The sequence below is a fragment of the Streptomyces sp. NPDC055955 genome, from assembly GCF_042270245.1.
Classification (GTDB): Bacteria; Actinomycetota; Actinomycetes; order Streptomycetales; family Streptomycetaceae; genus Streptomyces.
The window spans coordinates 528,292-540,045 of record NZ_JBHJYS010000002.1 but is presented as its reverse complement, the minus strand read 5'-3'; the positions used below and the strand labels follow the sequence as shown (position 1 = coordinate 540,045).

Sequence of the window (11,754 nt, the reverse complement as noted above, 5' to 3'; positions counted from 1 at the left end):
CTGTCCTGGGGCTCTTCGGGCGAGGCAGCGTGACGGTCAGGAGAGTCGGGCCGGGCCTTCGTGGTCGAGGAGGATCTTCTTCAGGATCTGGGCGGCCGCACTGAACTCCTCTGCCGACAGGGAGCGGATCAGTTCCCGCTGGCAAGAGAGAACTTCGCCGAACGCCTCGTCGATCACCTCGGTGCCCGCTGTGGTGAGTTCGACCACGACGACGCGACGGTCGCCGGGGTCGGGGGTGCGGGTGATCCAGCCCCGGTGCTCCAGGGACTTGAGACGTGTCGTCATCGTCCCGGAGGTCACGAGCATGGCCGCCATCAGATCTCCGGGGGTGAACCGCCGTCGTGGATCCCGTCGCAGTGTCGCCAGCATGTCGAAGGACCAGGGTTCCAGACCGAAGCGGGACAACGTCTTGTCGCGGTCACGGTCGAAGAGCCGGGTGATGCGCAGCATGCGGCTGACCACCTCGAGGCTGCGCACCTCGGCCTCTGGCAGGCAGGCCCGCCAGAGGCCGATCATCTCGTCGATCGCGTCTGGGGGCTCGCCGTGAGGCTTCCCCGCGGTCTGTCCGCCCGCTGCGTGTACCGCTTCCACTGAGTCTCCCTGGTGCCGTCGTCCGGATCGCATTCGAAAGATATCTTGACGCTCAAGAGAAGTCCATGGAAGCTGTCCGGCAGCCGACGTCGGCAACCATCCGCCCCCGGAAGCCCCGGGGCATGGAGCTTGCTGTGCCCTGCCGCCGACCGTCGGTCGTGAACTCTGTGCTGTCCCGCCCCTGATGCGATGCGCCGACCGCCGCTGTGCCGGCGGTGGCTCCCGCACGCCCCGAACGAGAAGTGGTGGTCATCGTGGTAGTCGAGGACTCGGTCCACGCGAAAGTGGGGAGACGCATCATCCCCCTCCTGTTCGCACTGTGGCTGGTCAACTTCCTGGACCGGGCGAACGTCGGCTTCGCCGCCCTGCAGATGAACGAGGAACTGCAGCTGTCGCCCGCCGTCTACGGCTTCGGAGCGGGAGCCTTCTTCTTCGGCTACCTCGCTCTCGAAGTCCCCGCCAACATGCTGCTGTTGCGCTACGGCGCGCGCCGCTGGATCGCCCGCATCGCGATCACGTGGGGGATCGTCTCCATGGCGCAGGCCCTGGTCGTCGGCCCGACCAGCTTTGTCGCGGTCCGTGTCGCCCTGGGCTTCGCGGAGGCCGGATTCCTGCCCGCGATGCTCTACTACCTGACGCTGTGGTTCCCCGCCGAGCGCCGGGCCAAGGCGATCGGCCAGGCCATGTCCGCCAACGTGATCGCCATCGTGGTCGGGGCGCCCTTGTCAGGACTCATGCTCACCTACCTGAACGGCATCGCCGGGCTGGGTGGTTGGCAGTGGCTCTTCGTCGTCGAGGGTGCCCTCGCGGTGGTGCTCGGCTTCGTCACGCTGCGCTCCTTGACCGAGCGGCCGGCCGAGGCCCGCTGGCTCGCCGAGGAGGAGCGCTCCTGGCTGGTGGCACGGATGGCCGAGGATGCCACGGCCGCCGGCACGCAGGGCCACCACTCGCTGAAGGACGCGCTCAGGCTTCCCATCGTCTACCTTCTGGGCGCGCTGTACTTCTGCTGGGGCATCGGCTTCTACGGCGTCACCCTGTGGGCCCCGCAGATCGTCGCGCAACTCTCCAGCGGCTCCCTGCTCCAGACCAGTCTGCTGACGGCGGTCCCCTTCACCCTGGGAGCGGTGGCGGTGATCCTCAACGGCCGGCATTCGGACCGTACCGGGGAACGACGCTGGCACGTGACGATCCCGCTGCTGACCGGTGCACTGGGCCTGGTCGCGGGATCGGTGGTGCCCGGTGCGGCCGCGAGCTTCGCCGCGCTGTGCGTCACCGTGGCCGGCCTCTCCGCGGGCCTGGGCGTGTTCTGGTCCGTACCCTCGCAGTTCCTCGTGGGCCGCGCGGCCGCCGGAGGCCTGGCAGTCATCAACACGATCAGCAGTTTCTCCGGCTTCTGCGGACCGTACCTGGTGGGATTCGTCCGCGGCAGCACCGGCAGCTTCACCGCCGCCATGGTCGTCCTGGGGGCGAGCGCCGGCGTTGCGGCCCTTCTCTCCGTCGTCCTGCTGCGCCGACTCCGTCCGGCCGGAGCTAAGCCACCGATTGCCGCGCAGGCCGGTCTGCCCGAGGGCGACCCGGTCGCATGACACACTCCGCGGATCTCACGCTCTCCGCCATCCACAACCCCGACGGACAGCCCCCGCTCCCGCTGGACGCCGCTGTCGGCTACGCCCGCACGGTGATGGAGTGGGACACCCAGGGCACCGATCCCGCAGTGCGCGCCGCGCGGGACATCGCCTATGGGCCCCACCCGCTGCACCGGTACAACGTCTTCACCCCCCAGGGCGCCGAACGGGCCCCGGTCCTGGTCTTCTGGCACGGCGGCGGCTGGACCAACGGCTACCGGCAGTGGGCGACTTTCATGGGCCGGGCCGCGTGCTCGCTCGGCCTCGTCCTGGTCGCCCCCTCCTACCGGCTCGCCCCCACCCACCCCCTGCCCGCCGGGCTCGAGGACGCGCTCGCCGCGCTCACACACCTCAGGAACGGCATCGCCGCATGGGGTGGGGACCCGGACCGGCTTTTCCTGGCCGGCCACTCCGCCGGGGGCCAGATCGCCGCGCTCACCGCCCTGCTGGCTTCCGACGGCGTCGTGGCCTGTCTGCCGGTCAGTGGAATCATGGATTTGCGGCACCCCGCCCCACCCCCGGGCAGTCCGGAGGAACTCGTCTACACGACGGTGCTCGCCGCACCCGGTCTGGACACCGCGATGAGCCCGGTGTGCAGGGTCACCGGAGCAGGGACGAAGGTCCCCTTCCTGCTGACGTACGGAGAACACGACACCGACCGGGTCATCCGATCCAACCGGGCGCTGGCCGCCCGGTTGGCCGACCATCAGGTGCCGGTGGAACTGGTCGAGACAGCCGGTGCCGACCACTTCGACACTCACACCGCCCTGCATTCCCCCGACCACACGTGGTACCGGCGGCTCGCCGGGATGCTGCGAAGGAGTATGACGTGATCACCCCTGTCGACACCGGACTGCCCAGCCCCGAGCAGCCGTTCTCCTGGGCGGTGGCCGCCGCGGGGACGCTCTTCACCACCCACGGTCCGGTGCTCCCGGACGGCAGCATCGACACCGGTCCCGTGGAGGCACAGACCCGGCTGACGCTGGACAACCTGCGCCGCTCGGCCGAGGCGGCCGGAGCCGGCCTGGGCGACGTCGCCCAAGTCCTGCTCTTCCTGACCGACCCTGCCGACATCCCGCTGGTCGACGCCGTCTACCGGGACTACTTCGACGCCCCTTACCCGAACCGCTGCTGCGTCGTGGTGGCGGCCCTGGCGCTCCCTGGCATGCGGATCGAGCTGATGGCTCAGGTGGCGCTTGTCCGACCGGGACCGTAGGACGAACGGTTTCGACCCGTGAACCGGTGTGAAACGGGTTGTGACCACATGGCATCCGAGACGCCAACTCCCAGGTGCTGACGGCAGTTCCGTCAAGCCGGGCGGTCGTCAGCACCTGGGCGTACGCGCCCAGAATTGCGCCGGGGAGCACAGTGGAGGCGGGGACCGGCGCGGCCAGGCCCTGACACTCGATACGGCGGGCGTTCTCACCGGGCCGGCTCACCGTGCGCGTTGGCATACCCCTGACGCCAACCCGCATTCAGGCCGGAGCCGCGTCGGCTCCGCGAGACCGCGACCTGGGCGTCGTCCGGCATCCGCACGCCTGCGGTCTCGGCGCGGGGCTACTCGACACCTCACACAGACAGCTCGCGCACCGGTTCACCGCCTCGGCTCGACCACCGACTCGATGAGGTGGAAGGCCGCGGCGTCGGTGCGGGCCGCGTCACCTGTCACCAGGCGGTCCTGGCACAGGCCTCGTAGGCCGGAGACGAGGAGCGTCGCCCGTTCACGCGCCACCTTTCGCGGGTGGCCGAGGCGGGCGACGGCGTCCGCGATCGGGCCGATCATGACCTCGACGGTCTCGCGGGCCAGGTCTCCGTACTCGTCCGGATCGGTCGCGGCCAGACTCAGGAGCTGGAGCAGTATCCGAATGGGTCCGGCCTGCTCGCCCACCGTGATCGCCCTCCACAGTGCCCGGGCCGACCGGCGCAGGTCCGCCGCGTCCTCGACCGTGTCGAACATCGCGTGGGCGTCGGGCCGACTCGCCGCCAGGGCCCGGGCCAGCAGGTTCCCCCGGCTGCCGAAGTAGTAGAGCAGCATGCGCTTCGTCGTGCCGATCTCCTCGGCGAGCGGGCTCAGCGACAGGTTCGCGAGGCCGTGGCGTTGCACATACTCCACCACTTGGCCGAGGAGTTCGGCGCGCTTCTCGGTGTTCATGGGGCGGGACACATTTTGAACGTACCGCACGGTACATGTATCGTCCAGTCGGTATTTGTGTGCCGATCGGTACATCTATGGATCCGGGAACGGAGCGCGACACGGTGGAGAACGGCGCACGACCGCGCGCAGCGGTGGCGAAGGCCCTGGCCGAGGCGGCCTGGTTCCCCGCGGTCCTCTTTCTGGGCGTGATCTTCTTCTTCGCGCCCGCCCTGCACGCCCCCGGGCCCCACCACGTGAAGGTGGTCGTGGCCGGAGGCGCCCAGGCGGACCGCGTCGACGCGAAGCTGCGCGCGCAGATCGCCGGCGGATTCGACGTCACGGCCGTGTCAGGCCGCGAGCGGGCACGGCAGGCCGTCCTGGACCGGGACGCCTTCGCGGGCTACGCCGTCGACGAGGGCCACCCGGTGCTCTACGTCGCGAAGGCCAACGGCGCCTCCCTGGAACAGACGTTGATCACGTCCTTCAGCAAGGTCACCGGCACAGCGGACCCGCTCACGGTGCGCGACGTCGCTCCGACCACGGCCAAGGACCCGATGGGCTCGAGCGTGCTCTACTTCGGCATCGCATGGAACATCCCGGCCTACATCCTTGCCACCACGCTGCTGCGCGCGGTCACCCTCAACCGTCGCCGCAAGCTGCTGGCCCTGACGGTCGTCGCCGCGGTGTTCAGCGCCGTCGGCTACGCGGTGGGGGTCGGCCTGGGCTACCTGAACCCCGAACCGTCCGTGATGGCGATCGCCTTCCTGCTCACCACGGCGGTGGCCACGACCGCCTCCGGACTCGCGCCCTTCACCGGCCGCTTCCTGCCCGCTGTCGGCATGACGCTCTTCATCGTCATGTCCATCCCCACGAGCGGAGGCGCGGTGCCCGCTCCACTGCTGCCGGATTTCTATCAGGACGTGCACGCCGTGATGCCGCTGGCGAACGCCATCGACGCGCTGCGCGGCATCTTGTACTTCGGCGGCGCGGGCGTACTCAAGCCGGTCCTCGTGCTGTGCGGCTGGATCGCCGCAGGCGTGGCCCTCCTCGCACTCGACCACGGGCGCCACAAGCGTGCCGCGCTCGCGGAAGCGGTCGCCGAGCCGCCTGCGGACGACCCCGCTGTCGAGACGCCCGTACCCACCGCGCTCCCGGTGCACCGCCACCACTTCGGCGAACCGGTGCCCGCCCTGGCCGGCACGGTCCGCGACGCCGACCAAGAGCCGGTGCGCGGCGCGGTGGTGGTCGTTCTGGACAGCAGGGGGCGGCAACTGGTCAGCACCGTCACCGACGAACAGGGGCGCTACGCCGTCGCGGGTCTACCCGAAGGCCACCTCGGCATCGTGGCGTCGGCACCCGGACGGCATCCTCTGGCGCTGCGCAAGTTGCTGCGGGCGGGCGAGACGGTGGACGCGGACTTCACGCTGCGGGGGCGTGAGGAAGGTGCGGTCGACTCGGGATCCGGAAGGCTCAGGGTCTCGCGCTGAATGTCCCGCTGGCCGCGAGTGTTCGGAGCGGCGTGGACTTCTTCCCTTGACCCGCGCGATCACGGCGACGCCGCACTCGCTCAGAGGGCCGTACCGGTCTCCGGCCCAAGGGGGGACGCAGTGGACGGAGGCGGTCCCGGGCGTCATCCGGCGCCCCCGTCCGACGGGGACTCCATACGGGCGATGATGCCGAGGGCGAGCTCGGTGGCCCGGGCCGTGTCGTGGTGCTCGATCGCGGTGTACAGGGCCTCGTGGTCGCCGGTCCCCTGGCCCATCGCGTGCCCCAGCGTGTTGCGGAAGGGCACGTTGAGGCTCTCGTACAGGTCGGCGAGGAGTCCGTTGTGGGAGGCGCGGGCCACGGCCATGTGGAAGCGCAGGTCCGCCTCCACGAAGGCTTCGACATCGTCGTCGTCCGCGCCGCGCCTGCGCGCGTCCAGGGCCTCGCGCATGGCCTCGAGGTCGGCCTCGGTACGGCGCGCGGCGGCCAGCGGCACCGCGGAGGCGTCCAGTCCGCGGCGGACCTCGAGCACTTCCGAGGTCTCGCTGCTGCTGACCTTGCGGTTGAGCGCGACAGCGGTCTCGTCCACGGCGACGACGTAGGTGCCATCTCCCTGACGTACCGTCAGCAAGCCTGCGTGCACCAGTGCGCGAGTGGCCTCGCGCAGCGAGGCACGGCTGATGCCGAGCGTTCTGGTGAGTTCGGACTCGGAAGGGAGCCGGTCGCCGGGGACCCAGTGGCCCTCATGGATCTGCTTCCTCAGCTCGTTGATGACCGAGTCCACCGCCGAGACCCGGTTCACCTTCGCCATGCTCATGGCCGCTCCTTCTCGAATCGCCGCACCGCGACCCCTTTCGGAAACATCAGACGACTGATAATCCTAACGCATGACGACTCGGCTGAAGTTGGGCGCGATGTGTGGCCGACCGCAGGGGTTCGACGACGGATTCCCCGGCCAGGCACTGCAGTTCGCCCATGATCGGGGACTTGAAGGAGTGCTGTTCGCGACGCCACGGGCGATCAGCCCGGACCTGGATGCGGGGGTGCTCAAGGCGACCGCGGAACGCGCCGCGGAACTCGGACTCTATGTGGAGACGGGCATCGGTTGCCTGGGCCCGTTCGGCGATCCGGACGCCCGGACGGCCGAGCTCACGGCACTGATCAGCGCCGCCCGGACGCTCGGCTGCCGGCAGTTCTTCGGCTACACCCGGACGGTCCGGGACCACACGGAGCTGGCGCACGACCGGCAGTTGGGCCTGGTGCGCAAGACCATCGAGACGCTCGTTCCGCTGCTGCGTGCGCAGGGGCTGCGGCTCAACCTCAAGACACATGAGGACCTTTCCTCGCACGAGGTGCTGCACCTGGTGGAGAGTTGCGGGCCGGACGTCGTGGGCGTGAGTCTGGACGTGGCCAACCTCGTGGTCCGCGGCGAGGATCCGGCTGCCGCGACCGAGCGGCTGGCCCCGCACATCCACCAGACCCACCTGGAGGACGTGGCGCTGTACTTCGTCGAGCGGGGTCTGCGGCGAAAACTGCGGCCGTGCGGGGCGGGCGTTCTCGACTGGCGGCGGATCCTGAGCACGCTGCTGGAGCGGTCGCCGGCCGAGCGTCTGACTCTGGAGCAGCACCTCGGCCAGTTCGACGCGGAGATCTTCGATCCGCGGTGGTTCACCTTCGAACCGCACGTCACGGCAGCCGAATTGGCGGTTCTCGTGTCCGGCGCCGTCACCTGCGAGGCGCGAGCGCGGCAGGGCGCGATGCCCTCGCTCCAGGACCTCGCCGACGACCCGGGCGCCACCGTCCGCCGCACCCAGCTCGACGACAGCGCGGCGTTTGTGCGCCGCACCCTGGCAACGCTCTCAGGCCACGCAGGAGGCTCCAGTGGCAGCGACAGCTGAAGCAGCGATATCCGTCCCCCGATCGCGACGGCGCGCCTCGAAGCGCGATCCGGTGCTCGTCTCGGCAGTGGCCGGGCTCGCCCTGCTGGTGGTGGCCCTGCTGGTCGGGCCGTGGCTGTGGGGGCACAACCCCGACTCGGTCGATCTGGCCACGCAGTTGGCGCCGCCGTCGCCCGCGCATCCGCTCGGTACGGACGACCTCGGCAGGGACATGCTGGCCCGGGTCCTCTCGGGAGCCCGGACGTCTCTGGGAGCCGGACTGATCGTGGTGGCCGCCGGCGCGGTGCTCGGCTGCGTCACCGGTCTGCTCGCCGGGGCACTCGGCGGTTACGTCGACACCGTGCTGACCTGGCTGACCAACTCGATCCTCTGTTTCCCCGCGATCATGCTGGCGATGGCCTTCGTGATGGCGCTCGAGCCAGGCATCACGGCTGTCGTCATCGGCCTGTCGATCCACTCGTTCCCCTGGTACATGCGGACGCTGAGGGGCGAGGTGCTGCGGATCTCCTCGCTGGACTTCGTGAAGTCGACCGACGCCATCGGCGCGACGCGGACGCGGATCCTGACCCGGCACATCCTGCCGCACCTGGTCTCGACCATCGTGCTCCAGATGGCCGCCGTGTTCGGCGCCTCGGTGCTGTCGCTGGCGGCACTGGGCTTCCTGGGGATGGGCGCGCAGCCACCCACCGCAGAGCTGGGCGCGATGATCACCGGCGGCCAGCAGTTCTTCCTCACCGGGCAGTGGTGGATGGCCGCCTTCCCCGGTCTGGTGCTGCTGATCGCCGTCACCTTGACCACGGTCATCGCCGACCGGGCCCGTGAACTGCTCGACCCGCGCGGCGAGTACGTCGCCGCGGACTGACAGGAGTCGCACCATGCTCAACGTGATCGCGAAGCGTTTCGGCGTGGCGCTCGCCACCGTCCTGGGCGCCTCGGTCTTCTCCTTCCTCCTGCTGAGGAAGCTCCCCGGTGATCCGGCGCGGCTGATCGGCGGCGAGCTCGCCGACGCCGCCACCATCGACAAACTGCGGGCCTCGATGGGGCTGAACGAGTCCCTCCCGGTCCAGTTCTGGCACTACCTGTCCGGCTTCGCGCAGGGGAATCTCGGCTTCTCGTTCAGCACCGGGCAGCCCGTGGCGGAACTGGTCCGCACCAGGCTTCCGGCCACCGTCGAGCTCGGCATCGCCGGCGTGCTCGCCGCGATCCTCCTCGCCACGGTCTCCGCCGCCCTCGCGGTCTACAGCCGCAAGCGCAGCGCCGATGTCGCGCTGCGCTCGGCCTCCTCGCTGGCCATGGGATCGCCGCCGTTCTGGCTGGCACTGGTCGCCATCCTGCTGCTCTCCGTCACGTTCGGAGTCTTCCCCGGACCCGAGGGCCGGCTCTCGCCCGGGATCAACCCCCCTCCCGGCGTCACCGGCCTCTACACCGTCGACGCGCTGCTCGACGGGCAGTTCCGAACCTCGCTGAACGCGCTGTGGCATCTGGTCCTCCCCGCGCTGATCATCGCGGTCGGGCCCTTCGCCTTCCTCAGCCGGCTGTTCCGCTCCCAGCTGCGGAACACCCTGCGGGAGCCGTTCATCACGGTGGCGCGCAGCCGTGGCGTCACCCGCCGGAGGGTCTTCCTTCGCCACGCGGTGCCGAACTCGCTGCTGCCGCTGGTGGCGGCCACCTCGATGCTGCTCGCCGAACTCCTCACCGGCAGCGTGCTGGTGGAGAAGGTCTTCGCCTGGCCGGGGGTCGGCGCCCTGACCGTGGACGCGATCCTGCGCAAGGACTTCTCGGTGGTGCAGGGCGTCATCCTGCTCAGCGCCCTGCTCTACGTGGGCGTGAGCCTCCTCGCCGACTTCGTCTACATGTCCGTCGACCCCCGCATCCGAGCAGGAGTGAAGTGACGTGAACGAGACCAGTACGGGCGCAGCCTCGGACACGCTGCTGGACGTGCGCGGCCTGAAGACCGAGTTCGCCACCTCGGCGGGCCGGGTCGCCGCCGTCCGGGACGTGAGCTTCACGATCCGCCGCCGTCAGCGGCTGGCCGTCGTGGGGGAGTCGGGCTCGGGCAAGTCCGCGATGGCCATGTCCATCGTCGGGCTCGTCCAGCCACCGGGCCGGGTGACCGGCGGGGAGATCCTGCTGGACGGCCGGAACCTGCGGGGGATGCCGGACAAGGAGCTCTCCACCGTGCGCGGCCGGCGGATCTCGCTGGTCTTCCAGGACCCGATGAGCGCCTTCGACCCGATCCGGACCATCGGCGCGCAGCTGACCGAGAGCATCCGCGCCCACCAGTCTGTGAACAGGCGGATCGCGCGGAGGCAGGCCGTGGACCTGCTCGGCGAGGTCGGCGTGGTGGACGCCGCACGGCGGCTGTCCGACTATCCGCACCAGTACTCGGGCGGGATGCGGCAGAGGGTGTTGATCGCCATGGCGCTGGCCAACTCGCCCGAGCTGGTCATCGCCGACGAGCCCACCACCGCGCTCGACGTCACCACCCAGGCACAGGTGCTCGAGCTGCTCGACCGGCTGGTCACCGACCGGGGCGCGGCACTGATGCTGATCACCCACAACCTCGGCATCGTGGCGGGCTTCTGCGACAGCGTCAAAGTGATGTACGCGGGCCAGCTGATCGAGGAGAGCCGCAGCGCCGACCTGTTCCGCTCGGCCGCGCATCCCTACTCGCGCGAGTTGCTGAAATGCGTGCTGCGTACGGACCAGCGGCAAGAAGGCCCGCTGTCCACCATCCCCGGCGCCCTGCCCGATCCCACCAAGCCGTTCCGGGGCTGCTCCTTCGAACCGCGCTGCCCCCTGGGCAAGGGGGAGGAGCGGTGCCGCAGCACCGAGCCGGCGCTCATCGAGGTCTCCGTGCCCGACGGCCGGCCGGGCGGCTCGGGCCGGAGGCTCACCAAGTGCCACTTCGCGGGCGCCCATCAACTGGAGGAGGCCAAGTGAGCACCGAAGCGACGGCGGAGAACCCGGCTCCGGCGAGGGCCGAACGGCCCCTGCTCGAGGTCCGGGGCCTGTCGAAGTCCTACCGGGCCAAGGGCGCCGGACTGCGCGGACGCGGCCGGCCGGGGGTGACCGCCCTGCGAGAGGTCTCCTTCGACATCATGCGCGGTGAGACGGTCGGGCTCGTGGGGGAGTCCGGCTCCGGCAAGTCCACCGCGGCCTCCTGCGTGCTCCGCCTGACCGAGCCGGACTCCGGCTCCGTCCGCTTCGACGGAGTCGACGTACGGGCTCTCTCCCGGGCGGACCTCCGGCGGATGCGGGCCCGGATGCAGATGGTCTTCCAGGATCCCTACGGCTCGCTGGATCCCCGGTTCTCGGTGCGGGAGCTGGTCGAGGAGCCCCTGCTGGTGCACGGGGAGCGGGACAAGGAGGCCCGACGTGAGCGGGCCCTGCAGATGCTGGAACGGGTCGGTCTCTCGGCCGCGCAGGCGGAGCGGAACGCCCACGCCTTCTCCGGCGGACAGCGCCAGCGGATCGCGATCGCCCGGGCTCTCGTACTCAACCCTGAGCTGGTCGCCCTGGACGAGCCGGTGACCGCGCTGGACGTGTCGGTGCAGGCGCAGGTCCTCAACCTGCTGACCTCGCTCCAGCGCGAGCTGGACCTGACCTATCTGTTCATCGTCCACGACCTGGCCGTCGCCCAGTACCTGTGCCATCGCATCGCGGTGATGTATCTCGGGGAGATCGTCGAACTCGCCGACTCCGCCGAGCTGTTCGGGAACCCCCTGCACCCCTATACGGTCACCCTGCTGATGGCCGCGCCGGTGCCCGATCCCGACGCGATGGAGATGCGCCGGGCGGCCCTGCAGGGAACGCCGGCCGCCGGCGGCGAGCCGGCCGTGCGCGGGTGCCCGATGCGGCAGCGGTGTCCGGTCGGCAGCGGGCGCGCCGAGTGCGCAGAGAACCGTCCGGCGCTGCGCGAGGTCACCCCGGGCCATCTGGCCGCGTGCCACTTCCCCGGCGAGCTGCGGGCGGCGGCCAAGACGTTCCCCGCCCAGGCTTCCGGCAGCGTCTGAGAGAG

The 11,754-nt window shown here is 70.4% G+C and carries 12 protein-coding genes; 9 read left to right on the top strand and 3 right to left on the bottom strand.

What is annotated here, in order from left to right:
- Positions 1–36: 36 nt before the first annotated feature.
- On the bottom strand, positions 37–591 hold the full coding sequence (locus tag ACFC96_RS05690) for a MarR family transcriptional regulator (protein ID WP_340457714.1): 555 nt from the start codon (positions 589–591) through the stop codon (positions 37–39).
- A 245-nt stretch (positions 592–836) separates the two neighbouring features.
- Between ACFC96_RS05690 and ACFC96_RS05685 the strand changes: the two genes are divergently transcribed.
- The 3 genes from ACFC96_RS05685 to ACFC96_RS05675 are packed head-to-tail and all read left to right on the top strand — an operon-like array spanning position 837 to position 3,432.
- The gene (locus ACFC96_RS05685) at positions 837–2,177 is read left to right on the top strand and encodes an MFS transporter (RefSeq protein WP_376610403.1); all 1,341 of its coding nucleotides are present in this window, start codon (positions 837–839) and stop codon (positions 2,175–2,177) included.
- A complete protein-coding gene (locus ACFC96_RS05680; protein ID WP_376610401.1) occupies positions 2,174–3,049 on the top strand; it encodes an alpha/beta hydrolase in 876 nt (291 codons plus the stop codon). Before ACFC96_RS05685 ends, ACFC96_RS05680 begins: the two co-directional genes overlap by 4 nt.
- Positions 3,046–3,432, top strand: coding sequence for a RidA family protein (locus tag ACFC96_RS05675; protein WP_340457718.1), 387 nt, complete (start codon positions 3,046–3,048; stop codon positions 3,430–3,432). Before ACFC96_RS05680 ends, ACFC96_RS05675 begins: the two co-directional genes overlap by 4 nt.
- Before the next feature lie 378 nt (positions 3,433–3,810).
- Here ACFC96_RS05675 and ACFC96_RS05670 read toward each other — a convergent pair whose 3' ends face one another.
- Complete coding sequence (locus ACFC96_RS05670; RefSeq protein ID WP_376610399.1) at positions 3,811–4,368, bottom strand: TetR/AcrR family transcriptional regulator; 558 nt, start codon at positions 4,366–4,368, stop codon at positions 3,811–3,813.
- Between the two features lie 77 nt (positions 4,369–4,445).
- Here ACFC96_RS05670 and ACFC96_RS05665 point away from each other — a divergent pair, with 77 nt between their 5' ends.
- Entirely contained in the window at positions 4,446–5,837 is a 1,392-nt protein-coding gene (locus ACFC96_RS05665; RefSeq protein WP_376610397.1) for a carboxypeptidase regulatory-like domain-containing protein, read from the top strand.
- A 143-nt stretch (positions 5,838–5,980) separates the two neighbouring features.
- Here the strand turns inward: ACFC96_RS05665 and ACFC96_RS05660 are convergent, their stop codons facing one another.
- Entirely contained in the window at positions 5,981–6,652 is a 672-nt protein-coding gene (locus ACFC96_RS05660; protein ID WP_376610395.1) for a FadR/GntR family transcriptional regulator, read from the bottom strand.
- Between the two features lie 70 nt (positions 6,653–6,722).
- Between ACFC96_RS05660 and ACFC96_RS05655 the strand changes: the two genes are divergently transcribed.
- Genes ACFC96_RS05655 through ACFC96_RS05635 form a run of 5 tightly spaced genes read left to right on the top strand, consistent with a single transcriptional unit; the run spans position 6,723 to position 11,749 of the window.
- The gene (locus ACFC96_RS05655) at positions 6,723–7,733 is read left to right on the top strand and encodes a sugar phosphate isomerase/epimerase family protein (protein ID WP_376610394.1); all 1,011 of its coding nucleotides are present in this window, start codon (positions 6,723–6,725) and stop codon (positions 7,731–7,733) included.
- Positions 7,717–8,595, top strand: coding sequence for an ABC transporter permease (locus tag ACFC96_RS05650; protein ID WP_376610392.1), 879 nt, complete (start codon positions 7,717–7,719; stop codon positions 8,593–8,595). Before ACFC96_RS05655 ends, ACFC96_RS05650 begins: the two co-directional genes overlap by 17 nt.
- A 13-nt stretch (positions 8,596–8,608) precedes the next feature.
- A complete protein-coding gene (locus ACFC96_RS05645; RefSeq protein WP_376254931.1) occupies positions 8,609–9,625 on the top strand; it encodes an ABC transporter permease in 1,017 nt (338 codons plus the stop codon).
- A gap of 1 nt (position 9,626) precedes the next feature.
- Entirely contained in the window at positions 9,627–10,676 is a 1,050-nt protein-coding gene (locus ACFC96_RS05640) for an ABC transporter ATP-binding protein (RefSeq protein WP_376610390.1), read from the top strand.
- Positions 10,673–11,749 (top strand): ABC transporter ATP-binding protein, encoded by a 1,077-nt coding sequence (locus ACFC96_RS05635; protein WP_376610388.1) that lies wholly within the window; start codon positions 10,673–10,675, stop codon positions 11,747–11,749. The genes ACFC96_RS05640 and ACFC96_RS05635 overlap by 4 nt, the downstream gene beginning before the upstream one ends.
- Positions 11,750–11,754 lie beyond the last annotated feature (5 nt).